This window comes from Staphylococcus sp. AntiMn-1, from assembly GCF_001663395.1.
In the GTDB taxonomy this organism is placed as follows: Bacteria; Bacillota; Bacilli; order Staphylococcales; family Staphylococcaceae; genus Staphylococcus; species Staphylococcus equorum.
This window is the reverse complement of sequence record NZ_CP012968.1, coordinates 454,004-477,553: the sequence shown is the minus strand read 5'-3', so window position 1 is coordinate 477,553 and position 23,550 is coordinate 454,004. Positions and strand designations below refer to the sequence as shown.

Annotated in this window: 24 protein-coding genes and 1 riboswitch; of the genes, 3 read left to right on the top strand and 21 right to left on the bottom strand. The window is 32.7% G+C overall.

The window, feature by feature from the left end:
* Positions 1-131: 131 nt before the first annotated feature.
* From AOB58_RS02440 to cmk, 8 genes are all read right to left on the bottom strand, one after another.
* Positions 132-1,085, bottom strand: coding sequence for a polyprenyl synthetase family protein (locus AOB58_RS02440; protein WP_169926928.1), 954 nt, complete (start codon positions 1,083-1,085; stop codon positions 132-134).
* A gap of 27 nt (positions 1,086-1,112) precedes the next feature.
* Positions 1,113-1,814 (bottom strand): demethylmenaquinone methyltransferase, encoded by a 702-nt coding sequence (locus AOB58_RS02435; protein WP_002507567.1) that lies wholly within the window; start codon positions 1,812-1,814, stop codon positions 1,113-1,115.
* A gap of 6 nt (positions 1,815-1,820) precedes the next feature.
* On the bottom strand, positions 1,821-2,390 hold the full coding sequence (locus tag AOB58_RS02430) for a hypothetical protein (protein ID WP_021339215.1): 570 nt from the start codon (positions 2,388-2,390) through the stop codon (positions 1,821-1,823).
* 328 nt (positions 2,391-2,718) lie between these two features.
* Positions 2,719-2,991 (bottom strand): HU family DNA-binding protein, encoded by a 273-nt coding sequence (locus AOB58_RS02425; protein WP_002483248.1) that lies wholly within the window; start codon positions 2,989-2,991, stop codon positions 2,719-2,721.
* A 168-nt stretch (positions 2,992-3,159) separates the two neighbouring features.
* The gene (locus tag AOB58_RS02420; protein ID WP_064782903.1) at positions 3,160-4,158 is read right to left on the bottom strand and encodes an NAD(P)H-dependent glycerol-3-phosphate dehydrogenase; all 999 of its coding nucleotides are present in this window, start codon (positions 4,156-4,158) and stop codon (positions 3,160-3,162) included.
* A gap of 18 nt (positions 4,159-4,176) precedes the next feature.
* Positions 4,177-5,487 carry a ribosome biogenesis GTPase Der gene (gene der / locus AOB58_RS02415; RefSeq protein WP_021339217.1) on the bottom strand — a complete coding sequence of 437 codons (1,311 nt, stop codon included), beginning with the start codon at positions 5,485-5,487 and terminating at the stop codon, positions 4,177-4,179.
* 190 nt (positions 5,488-5,677) lie between these two features.
* On the bottom strand, positions 5,678-6,859 hold the full coding sequence (gene rpsA / locus AOB58_RS02410) for a 30S ribosomal protein S1 (protein WP_064782902.1): 1,182 nt from the start codon (positions 6,857-6,859) through the stop codon (positions 5,678-5,680).
* 307 nt (positions 6,860-7,166) lie between these two features.
* Positions 7,167-7,826 (bottom strand): (d)CMP kinase, encoded by a 660-nt coding sequence (cmk, locus tag AOB58_RS02405; protein ID WP_031265979.1) that lies wholly within the window; start codon positions 7,824-7,826, stop codon positions 7,167-7,169.
* Positions 7,827-7,904: 78 nt separating this feature from the next.
* Between cmk and AOB58_RS02400 the strand changes: the two genes are divergently transcribed.
* Positions 7,905-8,879 (top strand): asparaginase, encoded by a 975-nt coding sequence (locus AOB58_RS02400; protein WP_021339219.1) that lies wholly within the window; start codon positions 7,905-7,907, stop codon positions 8,877-8,879.
* A 143-nt stretch (positions 8,880-9,022) separates the two neighbouring features.
* Here the strand turns inward: AOB58_RS02400 and ypdA are convergent, their stop codons facing one another.
* From ypdA to AOB58_RS02380, 4 genes are all read right to left on the bottom strand, one after another.
* A complete protein-coding gene (ypdA, locus tag AOB58_RS02395) occupies positions 9,023-10,009 on the bottom strand; it encodes a bacillithiol disulfide reductase YpdA (RefSeq protein ID WP_002507560.1) in 987 nt (328 codons plus the stop codon).
* A 194-nt stretch (positions 10,010-10,203) separates the two neighbouring features.
* Positions 10,204-12,048, bottom strand: a complete 1,845-nt coding sequence (ebpS, locus tag AOB58_RS02390) for an elastin-binding protein EbpS (RefSeq protein WP_064782901.1) — start codon at positions 12,046-12,048, stop codon at positions 10,204-10,206.
* Positions 12,049-12,196: 148 nt separating this feature from the next.
* The gene (locus tag AOB58_RS02385; RefSeq protein WP_002507558.1) at positions 12,197-13,576 is read right to left on the bottom strand and encodes a RecQ family ATP-dependent DNA helicase; all 1,380 of its coding nucleotides are present in this window, start codon (positions 13,574-13,576) and stop codon (positions 12,197-12,199) included.
* Entirely contained in the window at positions 13,563-14,528 is a 966-nt protein-coding gene (locus tag AOB58_RS02380; protein WP_021339221.1) for a helix-turn-helix domain-containing protein, read from the bottom strand. Before AOB58_RS02380 ends, AOB58_RS02385 begins: the two co-directional genes overlap by 14 nt.
* Before the next feature lie 109 nt (positions 14,529-14,637).
* Here AOB58_RS02380 and AOB58_RS02375 point away from each other — a divergent pair, with 109 nt between their 5' ends.
* Positions 14,638-14,886, top strand: coding sequence for a ferredoxin (locus tag AOB58_RS02375; protein WP_002507556.1), 249 nt, complete (start codon positions 14,638-14,640; stop codon positions 14,884-14,886).
* 281 nt (positions 14,887-15,167) lie between these two features.
* Here the strand turns inward: AOB58_RS02375 and AOB58_RS02370 are convergent, their stop codons facing one another.
* From AOB58_RS02370 to AOB58_RS02345, 6 genes are all read right to left on the bottom strand, one after another.
* Entirely contained in the window at positions 15,168-15,713 is a 546-nt protein-coding gene (locus AOB58_RS02370) for an ECF transporter S component (RefSeq protein ID WP_002507555.1), read from the bottom strand.
* 65 nt (positions 15,714-15,778) lie between these two features.
* A riboswitch (FMN riboswitch) is annotated at positions 15,779-15,914 on the bottom strand.
* A 223-nt stretch (positions 15,915-16,137) separates the two neighbouring features.
* Positions 16,138-17,913, bottom strand: a complete 1,776-nt coding sequence (locus AOB58_RS02365; RefSeq protein WP_064783577.1) for an ATP-binding protein — start codon at positions 17,911-17,913, stop codon at positions 16,138-16,140.
* On the bottom strand, positions 17,897-18,622 hold the full coding sequence (locus tag AOB58_RS02360) for a response regulator (protein WP_021339222.1): 726 nt from the start codon (positions 18,620-18,622) through the stop codon (positions 17,897-17,899). Before AOB58_RS02360 ends, AOB58_RS02365 begins: the two co-directional genes overlap by 17 nt.
* Positions 18,623-18,755: 133 nt before the next feature.
* Positions 18,756-19,493 (bottom strand): pseudouridine synthase, encoded by a 738-nt coding sequence (locus AOB58_RS02355; RefSeq protein WP_002507552.1) that lies wholly within the window; start codon positions 19,491-19,493, stop codon positions 18,756-18,758.
* On the bottom strand, positions 19,486-20,028 hold the full coding sequence (scpB, locus tag AOB58_RS02350) for an SMC-Scp complex subunit ScpB (RefSeq protein ID WP_031265982.1): 543 nt from the start codon (positions 20,026-20,028) through the stop codon (positions 19,486-19,488). The genes AOB58_RS02355 and scpB overlap by 8 nt, the downstream gene beginning before the upstream one ends.
* Complete coding sequence (locus AOB58_RS02345; RefSeq protein ID WP_002507550.1) at positions 20,018-20,752, bottom strand: segregation and condensation protein A; 735 nt, start codon at positions 20,750-20,752, stop codon at positions 20,018-20,020. Before AOB58_RS02345 ends, scpB begins: the two co-directional genes overlap by 11 nt.
* Before the next feature lie 93 nt (positions 20,753-20,845).
* Here AOB58_RS02345 and AOB58_RS02340 point away from each other — a divergent pair, with 93 nt between their 5' ends.
* Complete coding sequence (locus tag AOB58_RS02340; RefSeq protein WP_021339223.1) at positions 20,846-21,352, top strand: DUF309 domain-containing protein; 507 nt, start codon at positions 20,846-20,848, stop codon at positions 21,350-21,352.
* A 93-nt stretch (positions 21,353-21,445) separates the two neighbouring features.
* Here the strand turns inward: AOB58_RS02340 and xerD are convergent, their stop codons facing one another.
* The 3 genes from xerD to AOB58_RS02325 all read right to left on the bottom strand — a co-directional run bounded on the left by xerD (position 21,446) and on the right by AOB58_RS02325 (position 23,468).
* A complete protein-coding gene (gene xerD, locus AOB58_RS02335; RefSeq protein ID WP_002507548.1) occupies positions 21,446-22,333 on the bottom strand; it encodes a site-specific tyrosine recombinase XerD in 888 nt (295 codons plus the stop codon).
* A 41-nt stretch (positions 22,334-22,374) separates the two neighbouring features.
* On the bottom strand, positions 22,375-22,821 hold the full coding sequence (gene fur, locus AOB58_RS02330) for a ferric iron uptake transcriptional regulator (protein ID WP_002507547.1): 447 nt from the start codon (positions 22,819-22,821) through the stop codon (positions 22,375-22,377).
* 104 nt (positions 22,822-22,925) lie between these two features.
* Entirely contained in the window at positions 22,926-23,468 is a 543-nt protein-coding gene (locus AOB58_RS02325; protein WP_064782900.1) for an NUDIX hydrolase, read from the bottom strand.
* Between the last annotated feature and the right edge of the window lie 82 nt (positions 23,469-23,550).

The window sequence follows — 23,550 nt, the reverse complement described above, 5'->3', positions numbered from 1 at the left end:
AATCCCCCTGTTTGTTATGTATCAATTGTACAGTAATAATGTACATGACTATGTATCAATAAAATATTATGTTTTGAGATACATTAATATATTAACAGGTAATTAAAGCGCTTTCAATGCTTTTCATGTAATTATAAATTTCTTTTCCCCACTTTTTTAATTAATTTCTTAAATAAAGGTTTAGCAGCTTCGCTTTCCAATTGATCAAGTAGGTTTAATGCTTTTTCTAAATATTTATCACTGATTACTTGTGATTCTTGTATAACATCAGATGATTGAATGCGCTGGATACAATAGTCAAACGTCTCTTGATCTGTATCTGGAGTAAGTTGTTGTATTTGTGCTTTAAACTCTGGGTGCTTTCTCATTTCTAATAATACAGGTAAAGTGATATGACCATTCATTAAATCACTACCAACTGGTTTCCCTAATTTTTTTTCTGTACTTGTAAAATCGAGGATATCATCAACAATTTGAAAACTCATGCCAATATAATGACCAATCATTTTTAAATTATGAACTGTTTTCAAATCAGCACCAGAAGCAATCGCACCTACTTCTGTAGATAATTGTATCAGTAATGCTGTTTTGCGATTAATTCTGCGCAAATAACTCGTGATTGTTTGATAACCATTAAATTGATCTTGAAATTGAAATAGCTCCCCCATACATACTTCAACGATGGCATTTGAAATCACCGAATGAATACGGTTATCTTCAATGCTAGAAATATGTTCAAGCGCTGATGCAAGTAAAAAGTTACCGGCAAGAATAGCAGTATTTTGATCCCACTTTTTAGCTATAGTCAAGCTTCCTCGACGTTTATCACTCTTATCTACGACATCATCGTGAACTAAAGTTGCCATATGAATTAATTCAAGCGCAACAGCTACACGATAAACATCCTCATTCATTTCTTTACCAAACTGGCTACTTAAAATTACAAAGGCAGGTCTAACGCGTTTACCACCTGAAGAAAACAAATGATAAGAAGCATCTTCTAGTACTTTATCATTGCTTATAAGAGATTGTTCTAATCGCTTTTCGATTTTCTTTATTTCACTATTCATGTTTAACTTTGACACGTTAATCACCTTTGGTTGATTCATTTTTTATTTATAGCCAAGGTGCATCGCTGCAACGCCACCTGTAAAGCTACGTATTTTTATATTACTGAAACCTGCTTGAGTAAACAGACGTTTTAACTTTTCTTTATCTGGAAAATCAAAAGTAGATTGTTGTAACCATTCATACTCATCTTTGGATTTTGCAAAAATTTTACCGAAAATAGGCATTATAAATTTAAAATAGAGTTTATAACCTTGTTTGAATACTGGTGTTGTAGGTTGGCTAGTTTCTAAACAGACAACCATACCGCCTGGTTTAAGCACTCTGTATAATTCTTTAAGTGTAGCTAAATAGTCAGGTACATTACGTAAACCAAATCCAATGGTTACATAATCAAATTCATTGTCTTCAAATGGTAGATTCATTGCATCGCCATGTACAAGTTGTATATTATGCATATCTTGTGTTTTACCTTTGCCGACTTCGAGCATGTTTTCACTGAAATCTACACCAATGACTTCGCCTGTGGGGCCTACAGCCTTACTGAGTGAGATAGACCAATCAGCAGTACCACAACATACGTCTAAAGCTTTACTACCAGGTTTAACGTTCATTTCTTTCATAACCCGTTTTCTCCAAGTCTTATGTTGCTCAAAGCTAATAATATTATTTAGGCGATCGTATTTGCCAGAAATATTTTGAAAAACGTCATGTACTTGTTCTTTTTTTGCTTTATTATCTGCCATAGTTAATTACCTCTTTTTTGAATGTATTTCAGTCTTTATTTCACCTAAAAATGTAATTAATTCATCTTTAGAAAATTTACTTAAATAAGAAGGATGTTTTTTAGCTAAGTTCGCTAATAATTTATCATTGAGTGATTCAAGATTGGCATCAGGAGCAAAATGTTGAATTGTAATACGTGGAAATAGGTTTTCAACTTTTAATATATATTGACTGATGTTCTCTTTAGTAAGTGCACCGTGATGTATTGACGACTTCATTTCGTTCACTTCAACGATTGCTGCACTTATTTCTTTTTGATAAGTTGGAGCGTTTAACTTTGCTAATAATGTATAAAAATGTGCGCTCAATAAGTCACCAATTAAAATAGACTTTTTAGACGATAACGTTGTAGAAACTTCGTCTAAATGACGCATCGCAGTATCTATTGTGAGGCAAGCCAATCTAGCTTCTTCAGGAATATCATATGAATCGAGAATTTGCGCTAAGTTTTCATCAATAGCTATAGATTCATAATAATGTATACCTTTAAGTCTATATACAATTTGTTTTTCTAATATGCTTAATGTCGTTTCCATGTTCACACCTCACGTTATTATCCATATACATATTAACATTATATAGAGAAAAATAAAACAACGATAGTTATAGTGGTAAATATTTATGTATGAAGTATTTGTATAAATACATTTTTAGAGTGATGAAGCGATTAATATTTTGACTTATGTATGTATAATTTAATTTATATTAAGCGCTGTGACAATTATAATATTTAATTTATTTCAACGTTATATCGAATGATATCATATTAAGTATAAATAAATGCAAATTGTTTAACGTTCTTAAATTAAAAGTGTATAAAAAAGAAAAAGCCCCTTATAAAAGGGCTTTAGTTTTAGTAAAGAATTATTTAACTGCGTCTTTTAATGCTTTACCAGCTTTGAATGCTGGAACTTTGCTTGCAGGGATATCAATTTCTTTACCTGTTTGTGGGTTACGGCCTTTACGAGCAGCACGTTCGCGTACTTCGAAGTTACCGAATCCAATTAATTGTACTTTTTCACCTTTAGAAAGTGATGATTGAATTGATTCGAATACTGCATCTACAGCTAAACCAGCCTCTTTTTTAGTTAAATCAGCTTGCTCTGCAACAGCATTAATTAAATCTGTCTTGTTCATTATGAATTCACCTCCCCTAGGGTTTATAATGATACTTAATATCATTATGGTATGACTTTAACACAACGAATACTGCAACTGCAATGATTTATGCGCAGAAAACGTTGAAATAATAGGATTTTAACAACAAATTGCTATATATTTGTTAAAAAGTGTAATAATGCTTCATTATTCTGATTTTTTTCCACGGCCCATAAGATCTTTAACACTCTCATCTACAGGTCTGTTTTCAAATAATACACTGTAAAGTGCATTCGTTATTGGCATGTCAACATCTTGCGCTTTTGCTAAATGATAAACTGATTTTGTGGTGTACACACCTTCGACAACCATATCCATCTCATCTAACGCTGTGTCTAATGATTTTCCTTCACCCAATTTAAATCCTAAAGTGTAGTTTCTAGAATGCGTAGATGTACATGTAACGATTAAGTCACCAATGCCCCCTAAACCTAAGAAAGTAATAGGATCAGCACCTAGTTTTTCACCTAAACGGCTAATTTCAGCTAAACCTCTTGTCATGAGTGCTGCTTTAGCATTATCACCAAAGCCCATACCTGAAATCACACCGCTTGCTACAGCGATGATATTTTTTAAGGCGCCACCTAATTCAACGCCTACAAGATCATCATTTGTGTAAACACGTAAATAATCATTCATGAATAAGTCTTGTGTTAATTTACTTACTTCAGGTGACTTAGAAGATGCAGCAACTGTCGTTGGTTGTTTAATGACAACTTCTTCTGCATGACTTGGGCCTGATAATACACCGATACCTGCATTATGTTCTGCTGAAATAGAATCTTCTAGCATTTCAGAGACACGTTTATAAGTATCATTTTCTATTCCTTTTGCTACATGTATAAATGTTTTTGGAGTTGATAAAAGTGAATCAATTTCGCTTGCTACTGTTCTAATAGCTTTTGTAGGCAATGCCATTAAAAAAACTTCAGAAAAATTTATAGCAGCTTTAATATCTAATGTTGCTTTGATTGAATCATTAATCTTAGCTGTTTTTAAATATTTACTATTGATGTGTTGTTTATTAATTTCATTGATTGTTTGTTCATTTTTACCCCACATCAATACTTGGTGTCCATTTTCAGCTAAAACATTTGCTAAAGCTGTACCGAAACTTCCTGTACCAAAGACTGTTACTTTATACATGAATATCTCCTCCGATAATTAATTTCTCTTTCTAGGTATAATATGCACAGGTGTACCTTCAAAACCGAATGCTGCTCTGATTTGATTTTCCAAATAACGTTTATAAGAAAAGTGCATTAATTCTACATCATTTACAAAAACGATAAAGGTTGGTGGTTCAATTGCTACCTGCGTAGTATAGAAAACGTTCAATCTACGACCTTTATCAGTCGGAGTTGGGTTCATAGAAATAGCGTCAGTGATTACTTCATTTAAAGTTGAACTCTTCACGCGTTTTTTATGGTTTTCGCTGGCTTGTGTAATATAAGGGAATAACGTTTTAAGTCTTTGACTTTCTTTTGCAGAAACAAATGCAACTTCAGCGTAATCTAAGAATTGGAATTCTTTACGAACCTCATCTTTGAATTTTTTCATAGTATTCGTTTCTTTATCAACTGTATCCCATTTATTTACTACGATTACAATAGCTTTACCTTCTTCATGAGCATATCCGGCCACGCGTTTATCTTGTTCTATAATGCCTTGATCAGCATCAATAACAACTAAAATAACGTTTGAGCGTTCGATGGCTTTTAGGGCACGTAATACAGAATATTTTTCCGTATTTTCATATACTTTACCTTTTTTACGCATACCCGCTGTATCAATTAAGACATAGTCTTGGTCGTCATAAGTATATTGAGTATCGACTGCATCACGTGTTGTTCCTGCTACGTTCGAAACGATAACACGTTCTTCACCTAGTATTGCATTGACTAAGCTAGATTTACCAACATTTGGACGTCCGATAATAGATAAGCGAATCGTATCGTCATCATATGGATCAGGTTCTTCTTCTTTAAAGTGTTTGACAACTTCATCTAAAAGATCACCTAGACCTAAACCATGCGAACCAGAAATTGGATAAGGGTCGCCAAAGCCAAGCGCATAGAAATCATAGATTTCATTTCTCATTTCTGGATTATCTACTTTATTAACTGCTAAAACAACAGGTTTTTTTGATTTATACAACATTTGAGCAACAACTTGATCACTTTGTGTTAAACCTTCACGTACGTTAACCATAAAAATAATGACATCAGATTCATCAATTGCAACTTCTGCTTGTGCTCTTATTTGTGTTTGGAATGGTGCGTCACCAATTTCAATACCACCTGTGTCGATGACGTTAAAATCATGTGTTAACCATTCGCCTGATGAATAAATTCTGTCTCGAGTCACACCGGGTGTATCTTCTACGATAGATACACGCTCACCTACGACTCTATTGAAAATTGTAGATTTGCCTACATTGGGCCTGCCTACAATTGCTACTATAGGTTTAGTCATAACTAACTTCCTCTCTTTTTTAATCTCTATAATTCTATCATAAGGGGAAAGTAAATCAAAAGAAATATTTAATCTGTACTAATATTATTAGGTTAGCTTTAAAAAAACTGTTTTTAGAGATTACATAAAAATAAATCTTGTCCTAAATAGATGTTAGGACAAGATTTAAAATTGGTGTTAAATTTATACGTTAAAACTTGAAGTCTTTTAATTTATCTCCGAAAACATCACCTAAAGTAGGGTTGTCATCATCGTCAGAACCACTTTCCAAGTATGATTTCGTAGTGGCACTATCACTTTCAACTACATTTTCCGCTTCTAATGTTGCTTTAATAGATAACGAAATACGTTCTTTTTCTACGTCGACACCTAGTACTTTGACACCTACGACTTCTCCAGGCTCTAATACTTCGCTTGGTGAACCGATGTGAGTATGTCTTATTTCAGAAATGTGTACTAAACCTTGAACGCCTGGTTTAATTTCAACAAAGGCACCGAAGTTAGTTAGTCTAACAACAGTTCCTTCGATGACATCACCTTCGTTAAACTCACCTTTTATTGATTCAAATGGACTTGGTAAAGTATCTTTAATTGATAATGAAATGCGCTCTGAATCTCTATCAACTGATTTTACTTTTACGTTAACTGTATCTCCAATAGATACTACGTCTTCTGGAGATTTAACGTGTTCATGAGATAATTCAGAAACGTGAACAAGTCCGTCTACGCCGCCGATATCTACAAAAGCGCCAAAGTTAGTTAAGCGTGCAACTTTACCTTCGATAACATCGCCTTCATTAAGTGAATTTAATAAATCGTCTTTTTTCTCTGCATTTTCTAATGCCTCTACAGCTTTACGACTAAGAATGACACGATTATTAGCAGGATCTAGTTCTTCCACTTTTAGTTTAAGAACTTGTCCTTCGAAATCAGAGAAATCTTCAATGAAGTCTGTTGAAATTAATGAAGCTGGAACAAACCCTCTTTGACCAACATCGACTACTAAACCACCATTTACTACTTCAGTGACTTTAGCTTCAATCGTTTTATTGTTGTCTAATTGTTCTTGTAAAAATTCATATGATTTTTCTGTTTCAAGTTGACGTTTAGAAAGAATATAAGCACCTGTCTCATTTTCTTCGTCATACTCTACTTTTGTAACATATGCACCAATTTCATCACCAACTTTGACAGCATCACCTGGGTTGTCTATATGATGCGTAGAAAGTTGACTAATAGGGATAATACCATTAAATTTAGCACCGTTAATGTTTACAATTACTTGTTTTTCATCAATTTCTTGAATCTCACCAGTAACCGTATCCCCTTCTTTAATCTCTTTGATCATTGATTCGTTGAATTCTTCAGTCATTTTGTCTGCCTCCTTATTACACTACATAATTATAACATCTTATAAACTGACAGAATTGTCAAGAAATTCCCCCTTATTATAGGAATTCAAATTCTATTTGTTAAAAAGTTGTAAAATCAGGGTTTATAGCTAACTAAAGCTTTGAAATTTTTACCTAAAATTTACATTTATTTATATATATGCAGATCTAATTGATATAAAAATGTACCTTATTTATATACCCTACATTAGTTATTATATAACCTTTTTACACAATTTAAAAAGAAACGGCACTATAATACGCTGTATTTATAAAAAAACTATTATTTTATTTAATTTCAGTAACTAATGATAAAATTTCTTCAGTTACTTTTTCAATACTTTTACCAGTTGTATCTACCGTAATTGCATCATCCGCTTTTTTCAAAGGTGAAATTTCACGTGTCATGTCATAATTATCTCGATCCGCAATTTCTTGCTTTAATTGTTCTACATTAGAGTCGATGCCTCTTTGTTCATTATCTTTTTGTCTACGCATTGCACGTTCTTCAACAGAGGCAATCATATAAATTTTTAAATCTGCATCTGGCAATACAACTGTTCCGATATCTCTACCATCCATAACAATGCCCTTTTGAGCTGCTAATTCTTGTTGCTTCTTAACTGCAAAAGTACGCACAGCTTCTTTAGATGCTACAAAGGAAACATTGTTTGTTACATTATTTTCTCTTAAAAAATCAGTAACATCATAGTTATCTAAAATGACTCTCTGACCTTTTTCTTCATCATATGTTAATGATAATTCAGATGAATCTATCAATTGCGAGAAGTCTTCAGTCTTGTTTTGTTGTAAATATTTATAAGTTATAGCTCGATACATTGCGCCAGTATCTACATAAATCATAGATAATTGTGCAGCAACGCGTTTAGCTATTGTACTTTTCCCTGCTGCAGCAGGTCCATCAAGTGCGATATTAATTAATTTCATTTTAGTAAACCTTCCTTGTTGTTTTATGTATAATATTTTATCATAAATATGTAAGTTATAAATAGGAGGAATGCCCATATGAAAAAACTTCTTCTCATACATACTGGTGGGACGATTAGCATGTCACAAGATGAAACTAATAAAGTAGTAACAAATTCAGACAATCCAATATCCAACCATCAAGACATTATTAAACAATATGCTGATGTAACAGAAATTACGCCATTTAACGTTCCATCCCCACATATGAATATAAAGTATGTAGAAACATTAAAGCTTATTATTGAAGATGCTAATAGGGATGAAAATTATGATGGGTTTGTTATTACACATGGTACAGATACGTTAGAAGAAACGGCATACTTATTAGATCTTACTATAAATGTTTCAAAACCGATAACAATTACGGGTGCTATGCGTTCTTCAAATGAAATTGGCTCAGATGGTTTATATAATTTTATCTCAGCTATTAGAGTGGCTTCAAGTGATAATGCAGCAGATATGGGTGTTATGGTTGTATTTAACGATGAAATTCATACTGCACGAAATGTGACTAAAACGCATACCTCCAATACGAATACATTCCAGAGTCCTAATCATGGACCATTGGGCGTAGTGACAAAAAATAGTGTTCAATTCCACCATAAACCATACGAACATTTAGTTTTAAATGATATTAACCATGATTTAAACATTCCTTTAGTAAAGGCTTATATGGGTATGAATAATGATGTATTAAACTTTTATAGTGAGCATCAAGTTGATGGTATTATTATCGAAGGTCTAGGACAAGGCAACCTTCCACCTACTTGTTTGGAAGGCCTAGAAAAGTGTTTAGATAAAGAGATACCAGTTGTGCTTGTCTCACGCTCATTTAATGGTATTGTTGGCCCAATTTATGCCTATGAAGGTGGCGGTGCTACCTTAGCTGAAAAAGGCGTTGTTTTTTCAAATGGATTAAATGGACCGAAAGCAAGACTTAAACTTTTAGTAGGTTTAAGTAACCAATTAAACGCTAAGCAGTTAAAAAAATATTTCGAATCACAGTTATAATGATTTAAAAAAAGAAATGATGGTTTCTACTTTATTAAACGTAGGAACCATCATTTTTTAATTGATTTTGCAGAGCTGGGCATGAGACAAAAATGTCATTAGAAAAATTTAATTTCTGTCTTACGCTCTAGTTTGTTATATTATTATGATTCAAGTGGTGTTTGTTTTTTAGATAAAATACTTTGAGTGATAATACCGCCGTGGTATTTGCCGTTTTCTATAAATATTGTATTTGCATCATTGCCTGCCGCAATGACACCAGCGATATAGCAATTTTCGACATTTGTTTCATAAGTTTCTCTATTATAAACTGGTGCAGTACCAAACTCATTACTATTGATATCTATACCAATTGATTGTAGGAAATCATAGTCTGGATGATAACCAATCATAGCAAAGACATAATCATTAGGAATTTCAATTGTTTGATTTCCTTGCTCATAAAACACACTATCTTCTGTTATTTTAGTAACATTTGAATTAAATGCCATGTTAATTTTTTCATGACGTACTAAAGATTCAAAATTCGGTAGAATCCAAGGTTTAATTGCTTTTGGATAATCTTCTCCGCGATAAATAACTGTTACGTTTGCTCCAGCCTTTTCTAACTCTAGAGCAGCATCTACAGCTGAGTTTTTACCTCCGACAATTACAACATTTTGGTCAAAGTAAGGATGTGCTTCTTTAAAATAATGCATTACTTTTGGAAGCTCAGCTCCATCTACTTCAAGATGATTATGATGACCATAATAGCCAGTTGCTACAGTAAGGAATCTACATTGATAGACATCTTTAGTTGTTGTAATCGTAAAACGGTTATTAATTTTTTTCACTGTGAGGACCTCTTCGAAAGCGTTAACTCGCAATTGATGATGCTTAACCACTGCTCTGTAATATACTAAAGCTTGATTTCTGTGTGGTTTGCTTTCTTCAACAATAAATGGAATATCCCCAATACTTAATTTATCACTTGATGAAAAGAAAGTTTGATGCGTTGGATAATTATAGATTGCATCTACAACATTTCCTTTTTCAATAACTAAAGTATCAATACCTTTTTTCTTTTGTTCAATAGCAGCACTTAATCCGCAAGGACCGCCACCAATAATTATACTTTCAACTGTTTGCATAGTTTATTTGTCCTCCTTATACCACCAATATATTATACCAGTAGTTTAGAAAAAACCAAATGATAGAAATCGAATATTCTTGCACAAATTATATTGACGCTTTATTAATCTTAAAAACTAAATACAAAAACGACCAAACTCACTAATTTAAAGAGTTTGGTCGTTTAATAGGTTTTTACTTATAACATGATGAACTATTGTGGAATAACAAGGCGTTGTCCATTATGGATTTCATTTCCTTGTAGATTATTGGCTTGTCTGATTTTTTCAACGTTTTCTGGAGAACCACTACCATAATATTGAATAGCAATTCTATATAGATTTTGACCATTGACTACATGTGATTGTTGGCCAGAGTTACTATTTGCTTGTTCGCTATCTTGGTTGTTAGTTGCTTGTGATTGATCTGAAGATGAATTGCTTTGAGCGTTAGATTGATCACTTTGTTGATCTTGACCGCTCTGACTGTTTTGGTCGCTTTGACCTTGACTGTCTTGCGTACTATTTGTTGCATCTTGTGAACCGTTGCTAGCTGAATCAGAATTAGCATCGTTACTTGATTGATCAGAATTAGCATCACTGTTTGCTTGGTCAGCGTTTTCGCTATCAGAATTGGCAGAATCTGAACCACTATTGCTGTCTTCTGAGTTTGAAGATGAGTCATCTTTGTCTTCATCTTTATTGGCTTTATCATCTTCTGATTTTTTATCTTCATCTTTATCTTTTTCAGAATCAGACTTACTATCTTTATTATCAGCTACTTTTTTGTCATCGCTATTTTTGTCACCTTCGTCATCGCCAGTTAAAGCCATGCCACCGAAAATAGCAATTGCAGCTAATATTAATATCGCAGCCAATATTGGTAATAATTTACCTAATAAACCGCCTTTTTTCTTTTTCTTATTATCGTCGTCATTGTTATCACCATTATTACCATTGCCGCCATTACCATTACCGCCGTTGCCATTGCCACCGCCAGCTTTAGAATGTGCCGCTGCGGCAGCACCTGTTCCGGCAGCAGCTGCGCCACCAGCTACAGCAGCGCCTTTTTTCTTAGAACCATTTTTTTCTTTGTTCTTTTCATCTTTATCTTGTGCTTCGTTTTCGCTGTGATTATCTTTATTGTCTTTGTTGCCTTTGTGCTTGCCAGCAGCATAAGCACCTGCACCAGTTGCAGCGGCACCTCCAGCTACAGCAGCACCTTTTTTCTTAGAGCCTTCTTTATCTTGATCTTTTTTATCTTGATCTTCTATATCTTGTTCATTTTTATTCTGCTCGGTTGCTTTATTGTTATTATCTTGGTTGTTATCTTGGTTATGTTCATCTTTATTATCGCTATGCTTTCCAGCAGCATAAGCACCTGCACCGGTTGCGGCAGCGGCACCTCCAGCTACAGCAGCACCCTTTTTCTTAGAACTATTGTTATCATTTTCTGAATGCGAAGCATCATCTGATTTGTCTGCTCGTTCGTTATCAGAGTTGTTGATATTTTGTTCATTATCATTTAAGTCATTTTCTGCTGAATCTTTATTATCATTGTGCTTTCCAGCAGCATAAGCACCTGCACCAGTTGCAGCAGCGCCACCAGCTACAGCAGCACCTTTTTTATTAGATTCATTATCTTTTTGTGATTCAACGTTTTCGTTGGAATCATTTTGGTTTCCTTTGTTATTTTGATTGTTCGTAGATTCGGGGTTTAAATCATTATTCTTCGAAGGATCTTTTGTTGAGTTATTATTATCATAATCTGCTTCTGATGCGTTATTATCTTGTAGTGATTGATCATCGCCTTGAACTTCACCTTTATCTTGTTCAGGCTGATTATTTGGATTCTGATTTGTTGCTGTGTCACGTCTGCGCTGTCTTCTTTGAGCGTTTCTAGGAGGGAATTGTTCGTCTGTCTTATCAGAAACTTCCTCTTTTACGTTGTCAACTGAACCGTTAACGGAATCCTTTGCATTGTCTTGATGTTCTTTTGGATCAATGGATTGACGATTTTTTTCAAAATCATCTTTAAAATTGTTGTTAGACAAATTCATCATCCTTCCTTGTTTTAATTTAAGTATATACTGTTATACCCTAAAAATAAGTAAATATGTATAACTTTTTATGCAAAAAATTACTATTAAGCTAGTATATATGTAGTATTATAGCTTGTTTGAAAAAGTGAAGTAAAGTATTTGTCTATTATTTAAACAAATTTTGTATTTTTTCATTAAAATCCATTTTTCTTTTTACTTTTTTTCTATTAATTAAATTAATTACATTTAAATCAGAATCATTATCACAGCATTGATCAGGTCTTTTACTTAACGTTTCACCAAAGAATTCCATCATATAAGTGCGTCGGCATTGGTCTAGGTTTTTGTATCCTAGCATACGTATATAACCTTGGCGTTTTCGCTGATAGGTCCTGTCGAATATCGTACGTAACTCAGCAAATGAGTAATAGCTATTTAAAATTTCTAATATTTCAAATTTGTCCGGAGTTACAAAGGCACCTGTTTCAAAAGCATCTATGTCATTAGTGGTCATCATATCCGTAAATAATAGTGTTTCTAGTAAAAAACTATCATCAGGTTGAAATAAACTAATTGCTTGACTGTCTGCCCCATCACGACCAGCGCGACCAATTTCTTGCATATAGTTTGATGGACTTGTCGATAGGTGGTAATGAAAAATAGAACGTATATCTTTTTTATTAATGCCCATACCAAATGCACTGGTTGCCACGATGATAGGTATTTCATTATTTAAAAATTGATGCTGAACTGTGTGCCGTTCTTGATAAGATAAATCTCCATGATATATTCCTGTTAAAAAACCATAATTATATATTTCTTTTGCTAAAGTTAGACACACTTTTTTAGAAGAAACGTAAATAATTGTAGGTCCTGAATTTTCTAATGCTGGTAGTAACCATTTTAATTTAGCTTCATCATCTTTGAAATTTTTATGTGCTAAAGAAATATTGTCTCTGTTCATACTCGTTTTAATAACATGAAAAGACTTTTTTAACATATTGTTTAAATCATAAGTTAAATAATTCGGTGCAGTTGCTGTAAGCGCAAGCACGGTTGCTGTCGGAAAACGGGAGATAATTTTACCTATAAGTGCATAGTGAGGTCTGAAATCATATCCCCATTCAGATAAGCAATGTGCTTCATCTAATACGACCATGCCGATATCCAAATTTTTAATGAGTTTAAAATTTTGTGGTTGGAGTATAAATTCTGGACTTAAATAGATAAAACGACTTTTTGTTAGTGCTTCAATGTTTCTTTTTCTCTCATTTTCATCCATACCTGAATGAATACAACAAACATGATGTTCACCGTGTAATTTGAGTTGCATGACTTGATCATCCATCAAAGAAATGAGGGGTGAAATGATGAGTGTCGGTTGTTGACGTATGTAGGTTGGTAATTGATAACAAAGACTTTTACCACTTCCTGTAGGTAAAATACCTAATGTATCTTCATTGTTCAATACACTTTCTATAATCTCTTGTTGACCAGGTTTAAAATCCTCAAACCCGAACCACTTTTTCAGCTCATGTTGCAACATTGATTTCACCTCTCTCAATTCCAACGATAATCAATTTCAATTCAAAATAGCTGAGGTCCGGAAATATTTCTTTATAATTGCGTAGCCTCTCACTACGATGTGAAATGTAGTAAGTCATGAAATCAGTATAAGTTGAATGTGTTAAATAATCTTCATAATTCGATATGTAGCCTTTTATAAATAGTTCTAAAATATGATCATCTATCGTATTAGGTTTAACATTTTGTTGTGCAGCCAGTTGTTCGAAGTTTAATCCATTTTGTAAACCTAAGTAAGTTTGCTCTGTTTTATTTAATAATGATGGTAGCACAATGAGTTTGTTTAACAGTGGATAGTTAGACTCGTGCTCAATCTCGTACATTAAAGTGACCAAATCTGTAAATTCTAATTCAAATAAGTGTTCTTGTGGTATGTCTTCTATTAAACTGATTTGTTGTCGTGTATACATACTTTCTTCAAAACCTTGTAGGTAATAGTGAATATATATTGTATTATTTTTATTCAGTATAGATTGGAATAATGTTGTAAGTTCTGCAACGAATTGTTCTTGTAATTGATTGCTTATAATTTCTTTATATACAAATTTAACTTGTTGGTGTACAGTACTATGTTGAGTAATAGGTACGAATTGATAGACCTTATGTTGTGTGTTAGATAGGGTCTGAGTTAACAATTGTATGGCTTTAAATGTATTGGTTAAACTATCAAACGTATGTCTCGGATGATTAACGATATTTTGATAGCTATTATGTTGATCATTAAATTGATTGAGGTATCGCTCAAACGACTGATATTTCAAGTTAGGCATGCTGTGATATAATGATAAGAGTTGTTGACTACAGGCATCAAAAAAAGTTTGATGTGACTTTTTCCCTGTGATAATATTAAATATACTTTTTTCAGTTTTGTAATTGTGTGCATGTGTTTGTGCAAATTGGATTATATTATACATGTTTACTCCCTCATTTTATAAAACGAAAACATTTGAAAAAACTTAGTACAGTGACTACAATAATAATTGTGCTATTAGTGTAGCATTTTTGTCAAAGGAGGCGAAGAAATTGGCTAAATATACAATTGTTGATATGGATACATGCATTGCATGTGGTGCTTGTGGTGCCGCTGCCCCTGATATATATGACTATGATGATGAAGGTATTGCCTATGTGATACTAGATGACAACAAAGGTACAGCAGAGGTGCCGGAAGAATTATATGAGGATATGGAAGATGCGTTAGATGGTTGTCCTACTGATTCAATTAAAATTGAAGAAGAATCATTTGATGGAGATGCATTAAAGTTTGAATAAAAGCAAGGTTAGTTCCATAAAAGTAAGTATTGCCGTTTATACTTAATTATATATAATAAGCATTTGCCTGAAAACAGTGATTACTATCTATAATTACTAATGGCTATGTTTAAGGTTAGCGTGTTCTCATTATGTGGAACATGCTAATTTTTATGTCTAAGATGGTTCTGAATTATTAATAGTTAATTTAAAATATAAAAACAGGGTGATTTCTGTATTACTTCAATAGAAATCACCCTGTTTTTATTTATCTGAGTATTAATCTCCAGATATTTTTAAATTTATTTTGGTAATACATTTTTTAAACGTTTAAATAAAACAATGAACACTATAGAAATAATAGCGCCTTTAATAATGTTGAATGGAATAACGCCAGATACAATAACAATCTTAACGTTTTCAACAACATCAGATAAATTCATAATCATGCCATATAAAGGTAACAACACAAAGTAATTTAAGATACTTAAAATAATTGTCATCACAATAGTTGCTACAGTAAAACCTATAATTTGTGATTTAAGGTTATATTTGTTTTTAGTGACATAATAAGCTGTCAGTAAAAAACTGGATGCTGCTAAAAAGTTAGCAACTGGACCAACTGGATCTCCAAGATTGAATAAAAAGTTCAATAAATTTTTTATAAATTCCACAATAATACCAGCGAGCGGTCCGAGTGTGAATGTAGCTAATAATGCGGGTACATCACTAAAGTCTAAAGTTAAATAAGGCGGTAAAAATGGTATTGGAAATTTTATAAACATCAATATAAAAGAAACCGCACTTAACATACTTATCGTAATAAGTCGTTTTGTTTGTTGTTGCATATTAAATTATCTCCTTCCATTCATCTTTTATCGAATAGGAGGATTTAATAGCACAACAAACAACCCTCCATCTTCTCCCATCCAGACTTTACTGTCGGCTCTAGATTTTCACTAGATCAGCCATTTATTTAAATGAAAATAAATGGGTCGCAGGCTTTAATTACTGCCGGTTGGGAATTGCACCCTACCCCGAAGATGAATATCCTAAATTTTTATAAATATATCATAGCTTATTACTCAGATAAAAACAATACTATTGCTCTAAATATGTTAAAAAGGAGTGAAAGCGACTGAATTATAGGAAATATACACTCTTTAGTAAGTTTGTAAGCATAATTGATAATAAAGACCGACGAAATAACAATAATGATTTCGTCGGTCTTTATATTATTGTTTAATTTAAACAGTAACACTCAAGTAAGTGCTATAACATCTCATTATCAGTTAACTTTGGTAATTTGATAATAAAGGTTGTTCCTTGACCTAGTTTACTTTTAACGTCAATACTGCCTCCATGTTCATCTACAATCATTCGACATATAAATAAACCTAGACCTGTACCTTGTTTACCACGTTTACGTGAAGAATCAACTTTATAAAAACGTTCGAACACTTGTTGTAGATGTTCTGGCGCAATACCAGAGCCCGTGTCAGTAATATATAATATATTTTCTGTTTCTGACTCTCCATAACTGATAGTGATGGCATCTCCTGTTTCGGTATACCTTGTTGCATTGTCTATCAAATTAGTTAATACTTGTTCAATTCGATCTAAATCATAATACCACAACTGTTCGTGCGTATTTGGATTTAAATTGATGCTTAAACCTAAACTTTCTGCATGACTATGGTATTTTTGTTGCATTTTATTTAGTAATGTATCGATAGGCTGAACAGATTTTTCTACTGATAGACCCTCAGCATGCATACGTGCAACACTGAGTAGCTCATTTACGAGTCGATTTAAGCGTTTAGTTTCATCTAGTACAATAGAAAGTGATTCATGTATCTCATCAGGCTCTGTGACGATTCCATCCACAATAGACTCAGTATACCCTTGTAATAATGAAATAGGCGTACGTAATTCATGTGAAACATTAGCAATAAAATCTTTTTTCATTTGATCTATGTTATGTTCGTTTGTCATATCACGAATAATAGCGACAATACCACTACGACCATCTGGCTGAATTTGATCAATATAACTTGTTATTATTACTAAATAACGTGTGTTTATTTCATATTCTTCAAATTGTGTTTGCTTGTTTTTGAAAGTACGTTCATTTTGTTTATCAAGCTTTTTCAGTTCATGTTCATCCAGTATTTGAAGTGTATTTTGAGCCATCTTATTAGAAATTATAATTTCTTTTTTATCATTGTATCCTAATACACCTTCAATCATAGAATTGATTAGGCTATCACGAATATTTTTAGAAGATGATAAGGCATCTATATGTTGTTGAATTTCTGAACTCATCGTATTAAACGTACGAGATAATTCACCAATTTCATCACGTGTATTGACAGGTACAACTTGCGCATAATCTCCTTTAGAAACTTTCAAGGCCTGTGTCCGTAAATTTCGTAACGGTTTTGTTATACGAGATGATAAGAAAAAGGCAAAAACGGTTGTAATAGCTAAGAAGATAATAGCTATAATTAAAATAATAACTGTAATTACGTTATTGGTTTCTTCAACAGTTTTTAAATCTTGATATATAAATACGCCACTGTAGTTATTATTTTGATTATTATCTTGTTCAGTCAAGTTTTTAGCAGGATAACCAATTAACACATAAGTTCGCTGTTGCCCATTGATTTTAACAGTAACATGTTCCGAAATTTGTTTTCCTTTATCAAACACTTGGTTATAATCTTTATTGTTTTTAATTTCTTTAAACATCTTGTCTTTAATTTTATCTTTATGTTGGCTCACCATATGCTTATCATTCATAATAATAAGTCCATCTGGATTTTCTATCAATTTACGACTGTATTCAATAGCTGTAGCTTTGTCATCAGCGCTTTCCACCAATTGACTGATACGCTGTGCATCTTTGAGTAATGAATCTTCAGTTTCTTGCGTAAAATAGGACTGAATAAATGTTATGAGTGCAGCACTTAGTAAAATTAAAACTGTCGTTACTATTAAAATAATAGTTAACCACAGTTTTATCACTACATTATTTAGCCGATTCATCATTGGACTTAACCTCGAATTTATAACCGACGCCCCAAACAGTTTGAATCATTTGAGCTGCCGCATCAGATACTCGATTTAACTTTTCTCTTAAACGTTTAACGTGAGTATCTACAGTACGCAAGTCACCGTAGAATTCATAATGCCATACTTCTTTTAGAAGTTGTTCACGATCAAAGACTTTGTTAGGTGTTTTAGCTAGAAATATTAACAGTTCGTATTCTTTTGGTGTTAAATTAACTTGGTTATTATCTGCTAATACTCTGTGTGCATCGTTATCAATGACAAGGTGGTCAAATTCAATTAAATCACGTGCATGTGGTTCACTTTGTTCTGTATGCGCTACTTGTGTACGTCTTAACAACGCTTTGACACGTAATACCACTTCACGAGGAGAAAATGGTTTCACGATATAATCGTCTGCACCAGATTCGAATCCTTCTACCCTATTTGTTTCCTCACCTTTAGCAGTCAACATAATAATTGGTGTTTCTTTGTGTTCTCTGAGACGTGAGGCTACAGTGATACCATCCATCTCTGGAAGCATGAGGTCTAATAAAATACATGAATAATCATGTTCCATCGCCATTTTATATGCTTCATTACCATCACTTGCTTCATATATCTCAAAAGATTCTCTTTCAAGGTATAATTTTAATAATCTTCTGATTCGATCTTCATCATCTACGATAAGTATTTCATTTGACATACGTATGTACCTCCCACACTGCTAACTTTCAATTTAATCACATTATATCATACGTTTAGCAGGAAAAGTGATTACGAAGGAAAAGATTGTGAAATTTTTCTCATAGTTTGAATCAAGCTAAACGTAATAACTATTATTTACCGTGTTCTGCAAGTTGACGCATCACTTTTACTTCATGAGGTGTTAAGACTCTGCCCTCACCTGCATTAAGCCCTTTAAGATTAAGTGGTCCAACTTCAATACGTTGTAATTTTGTAACTTCGTGACCAAAGTGTTCAAACATGCGACGGACTTGTCTATTGCGTCCTTCTGTAATTGTAATTTCAACAAGTGTTGAATTTTTATCTTTGTCTTGGTTTTTTACTTTTACAGTAGCTGGTTGTGTATGACCATCTTCCAGTTCAACACCATGTTCTAAAGCTTTAACTTCTTCACGCATTAAATAGCCTTTCAATTTAACGACATATTTTTTCTTAATTTTATAACTCGGATGTGTCATTAAATTAGTGAATTCGCCGTCGTTAGTTAATAAAAGTAAACCTGATGTATCATAGTCTAAACGACCCACTGGATAAATTCTTGTTTTAATTTGTTTAAAGTAATCTGTAACCACTTTTCTACCTCTATCATCAGATACACTAGTGATAACTTGTGCTGGTTTATAAAATAAAATATATAGTTTATCTTGTTGTTCCAATTTAATACCCTCAACTTCAATCGTATCAGAAGGTTTAACTTTCGTACCTAATTCTGTTACAACTGAGCCATTAACTAACACTTTGCCCTCTGTGATTAATGTTTCAGCTTTTCTACGTGAGGTGTGACCACTGTTTGCAATACGCTTTTGTAATCTTTCTGTCTCTTTATTCATTATTTTCTCCTTTTTGATTTACTAAATTACTGAAGAAAGCTTCTATTTCTTCATCTTCCTCATCAGTTGTTGGTAAATCATCTAAATGTTCAATGCCAAATACGTTTAAAAATAGTTCTGTAGTATAGAGTTGTTGACTTCTGGAATCCGCTTCGTCTTTAGCTTCTATTAATCCTCGAGCGATTAAAGTTTTAACAGCACCGTCAGAATTTATACCTCTAATCATCTCGATATCGCTTCGTGATAAAGGTTGATTGTAGGCAATAATAGACAATGATTCCATTGCTGCTTGAGATAATTTCATTTTTGATTTTTGTTCTATTAATTTTTCAATATAATTTGCTGCATCCTTTTTTGTTGTAAGTACATAAGTTTGACCAAAATGTTGAATTTCTAAGCCATCTGATATGTATTCAGAAACGAGTTGTGACAATTGTGTTTGGTCTATGTCTAAAATTTCGAGTAATTGTTTTTCATCTAAACCTTCGTCACCTGCTGTATAAAGTAATGCTTCTAGTATACCTTTATCGTTCAATGCCATAGTTTACACCTCTTATAATATTGATATCGTCGAAATTTTTGAGTTGTTCTATATTTACAATGCCTGATTTAGACATTTCAAGTATTGCTAGAAAATGTGTGACTACCATTTCAACAGGTTCTGTAAAATTAAACAAACTAAAAAAATTAAACGAATCATGTTGTTGTAAACGCGCATTAACTTGAGAAGTTGCTTGTTGAATCGTAAATGTTTCTTTACGGATATCTACAGTTTTTGGTGTATTGAATTCAACGCGATTTTTAACTTTTTGATAAGCGATGATTAAATCTGTTAAATCAATTGTGTTATTTGAATCCCAAGTTTCATTAGATTCTAGGTGTGTTAAATCAGTTGGATGCTTTGAAAAGTAAAAAGCACGCTCAGATTTTTTTTCGTTTAGAATCTCAGTATATTCTTTATAATTTTGATATTCAATTAATCGTCCCACTAGGTCTTCACGTGGATCCTCTTCTAATTCGTCGGATTCTTCTGTTTGAGGCAACAGCATTTTACTTTTAATCATAAGTAGTTCAGAGGCCATAACCAAATATTCACTAGCGACATTAATCTCTAATTGATTCATCGCATGTATATATTGCATATATTGTTCTGTTAATTCTTTCATGGGAATATCATAAATATCAATTTCAATTTTTTGAATGAGATGCAATAATAAATCTAAGGGACCATTAAAAGCATCTAGTTTTACTTCATACATAGTATCTACCTCATATAGCAAGTTATGTGCGTATTTCACTAAAATATTATAGCATGTTTAATGAAAACATTTAAATTTGGAGCGGTTTTAATTATGGAAAATGCATTGCAAGATTTTTATTATCAATTTCATACGGAACAACATTATTTTTTGTGTCACGACATTTTAGAAGAAGCTTGGAAAGAGAATCCGCAATTCAGTAAAGATGATGCGATTGTAAGTTTGATTTTGTTAGCAACCGGTTGCTATCATTATCGTAGACATAACAATGTTGGCGCGTTACGTTCTTTTAAAAAAGCATTAAGTGTTATAGAACAAAGTGAACAATCCATTGATTTAGGTATCTATACAGATGAATATATAAAAATTATTTTAGAATTAATTCAGTCTGTGGCTAATGCTAAGCAATTTGTGCCTATTCAATTACCAATAACCAAAGAAATGGAACAGGATATTTTAAAAAAATACCCTAATTTTGTCAAAATGCCACATGTGATAGAAGATAGTTATATTGTAAATCATCATTTAGAAAGAGATCGTTCAGAAGTTGACAAAGCGCGACAACAGGCACTTGATATACGCCATGCAAACAAAGAATAAATTTAAGTCAAATGAATAAAACAAGTCCTATTAAAATGATGGCGCAAACAAAAAAACACAAGCTAGCTATTCAACGAATAAACTGGTTTGTGTTTATGCACGTGGATGAAATTCATTATACATTTTGCGGATTTGTGATTTTGAAACATGTGTGTAAAGTTGTGTTGTCGAAATATCAGAATGACCTAACATTTCTTGTACAGCACGTAAATCAGCACCATTTTCAAGTAAATGTGTAGCAAACGAATGTCTTAATGTATGTGGTGTCAACGTTTTATTGATATTCGCTTTCACACCATTTTGTTTAATCATTTTCCAAATAGCTTGTCTTGATAAAGGTTTACCATGCATATTTAAAAACAATACATTTGTCACAGTACGCTTCAATAATTGAGGGCGCGTTGTATCTAAATATGTATTTAAATATTCTATAACTGCATCACCTAATGGGATAATGCGTTCTTTGTTCCCTTTACCAAATACTTTGACGAAGCCCATGATTAAATTGATATCTTCAAGTTCTATGTGTATAAGTTCAGAAACGCGCATGCCTGTAGCATATAATAATTCTAACATTGTACGATCTCTATAACCGTTAATTTTTGATAAGTTCGGAGTCTCTAGCAAAGCAAGTACTTCATCTATTTCTAAGACATCCGGTAATTTCCTATCATATTTTGGTGTTTCAATTAATACAGTTGGATCTTTTGCAGCATATTTCTCTCGTAATGCGAATTGATGAAAACTTCGTACTGTAGATATGAAACGTGCCAATGATTTTGCTGAAGCACCCTCGTCGTGTAAATAACCAAGACATTGGTTAATTAATTGTCTATCTACAAAATCTATATGTCCTATTTTTTGTTCTTCTAAAAATGTGGCATATTTTTTTAAATCTCTTCTATATGCGCCAATTGTATTCGAACTCAACCCTTTTTCTAGTTGGATAAATCTCAAATATTCTTCAATTATAGTATCCAATGGTACCACCTCTATTTATTAAATAGTGTATGATGTTGAGCTTATTTGCCTAGAGCTTGACAATCTGAGCATACACCATGGAATGTTAAGCGATGGTCTGAAATTCTAAAGTTAAAATCTTGCTCTACTTTTTCTTCCACTTGAGGCAATAAATCTTCTTCGATTTCCTCTACTTTACCGCATTCCATACAAACAAGATGATGGTGGAAATGTTTAGCGCCTTCTTTACGTAAATCAAAACGGGCAACACCATCACCAAAATTAATTTTATCCACAACTTTTAATTCTGCTAATAATTCTAGCGTCCGATAGACAGTCGCAAGTCCTATTTCAGGTGCTTTATCTTTAACTTTTAAATAAACGTCTTCAGCGCTTAAATGATCTTTCTCATTTTCAATTAAAACTCTTAAAGTTGCTTCGCGCTGCGGAGTTAATTTATAAGATGATTGTTGTAATTGTTGCTTCACGCGATTTAATCGTTCTTCCACGGAAGCCTCACTCCCCTACTAATAATTATAATCATTTCAATTTACATAATGATTATATATATAAAATACCAATAATTGATAAAATACGCAAGTTTGTAGGCGAGTTATTTATAATGATTATAATTAAGTAATAGATATTGTAAAGCAATAATCGTTTTAGCATCTTCGATTTCTTTGTTTTGGAGCATGATTGTTATTTCTTCAATATTATATGTTTCGATTTCAATAAATTCATCATCATCTAAATTCATTTCACCTATTTTAAGGTCTTTGGCAAGATAAATAGAAATCTTTTCATTAGAGAAACCAGGAGAACCATACATTTCAGTAATCAATTCCAAATTTTCGGCAATATAGCACGTTTCTTCTTCTAATTCTCTTTTGGCAGCCGATTCTCTTTCTTCATTAATTTCTAATTTACCAGCTGGTATTTCTAATAATGTTTTTTCAGCAGGTTTGCGATACTGTCTGACGAGAATAACTTGATTATCTGGATTTATTGCACATACTGCAACTGCCCCATTATGGTAGACCAATTCACGTTTTGACGTTTGTCCATCGGGTAATTCTATATCATGGACTTCTAAATCAATAATTGCGCCTTTGTAAATGGACTCTTTATGTAATGTTTTCTCGAATAGATTCATTATAATCACGTTCCTTTTATTTGAATTAGGTTATTGTTAAGATTAACACGATAGTGTTTCAGGCGATAGCGAAAGCGATAAA

Excerpts from the sequence above, each read along its gene's own strand:
- AOB58_RS02400 (WP_021339219.1), top strand. The coding sequence starts at position 7,905 with ATGAAAAAACTTCTTCTCATACATACTGGTGGGACGATTAGCATGTCA.
- AOB58_RS02370 (WP_002507555.1), bottom strand. The coding sequence starts at position 15,713 with ATGCAACAACAAACAAAACGACTTATTACGATAAGTATGTTAAGTGCG.
- AOB58_RS02420 (WP_064782903.1), bottom strand. The coding sequence starts at position 4,158 with ATGTATAAAGTAACAGTCTTTGGTACAGGAAGTTTCGGTACAGCTTTA.
- AOB58_RS02365 (WP_064783577.1), bottom strand. The coding sequence starts at position 17,913 with ATGAATCGGCTAAATAATGTAGTGATAAAACTGTGGTTAACTATTATT.
- AOB58_RS02325 (WP_064782900.1), bottom strand. The coding sequence starts at position 23,468 with ATGAATCTATTCGAGAAAACATTACATAAAGAGTCCATTTACAAAGGC.
- AOB58_RS02380 (WP_021339221.1), bottom strand. The coding sequence starts at position 14,528 with ATGTATAATATAATCCAATTTGCACAAACACATGCACACAATTACAAA.
- AOB58_RS02340 (WP_021339223.1), top strand. The coding sequence starts at position 20,846 with ATGGAAAATGCATTGCAAGATTTTTATTATCAATTTCATACGGAACAA.
- AOB58_RS02355 (WP_002507552.1), bottom strand. The coding sequence starts at position 19,493 with ATGAATAAAGAGACAGAAAGATTACAAAAGCGTATTGCAAACAGTGGT.
- AOB58_RS02345 (WP_002507550.1), bottom strand. The coding sequence starts at position 20,752 with ATGTATGAAGTAAAACTAGATGCTTTTAATGGTCCCTTAGATTTATTA.
- ypdA (WP_002507560.1), bottom strand. The coding sequence starts at position 10,009 with ATGCAAACAGTTGAAAGTATAATTATTGGTGGCGGTCCTTGCGGATTA.
- AOB58_RS02385 (WP_002507558.1), bottom strand. The coding sequence starts at position 13,576 with ATGTTGCAACATGAGCTGAAAAAGTGGTTCGGGTTTGAGGATTTTAAA.
- AOB58_RS02425 (WP_002483248.1), bottom strand. The coding sequence starts at position 2,991 with ATGAACAAGACAGATTTAATTAATGCTGTTGCAGAGCAAGCTGATTTA.
- AOB58_RS02430 (WP_021339215.1), bottom strand. The coding sequence starts at position 2,390 with ATGGAAACGACATTAAGCATATTAGAAAAACAAATTGTATATAGACTT.
- AOB58_RS02435 (WP_002507567.1), bottom strand. The coding sequence starts at position 1,814 with ATGGCAGATAATAAAGCAAAAAAAGAACAAGTACATGACGTTTTTCAA.
- rpsA (WP_064782902.1), bottom strand. The coding sequence starts at position 6,859 with ATGACTGAAGAATTCAACGAATCAATGATCAAAGAGATTAAAGAAGGG.
- cmk (WP_031265979.1), bottom strand. The coding sequence starts at position 7,826 with ATGAAATTAATTAATATCGCACTTGATGGACCTGCTGCAGCAGGGAAA.
- AOB58_RS02360 (WP_021339222.1), bottom strand. The coding sequence starts at position 18,622 with ATGTCAAATGAAATACTTATCGTAGATGATGAAGATCGAATCAGAAGA.
- ebpS (WP_064782901.1), bottom strand. The coding sequence starts at position 12,048 with ATGAATTTGTCTAACAACAATTTTAAAGATGATTTTGAAAAAAATCGT.
- der (WP_021339217.1), bottom strand. The coding sequence starts at position 5,487 with ATGACTAAACCTATAGTAGCAATTGTAGGCAGGCCCAATGTAGGCAAA.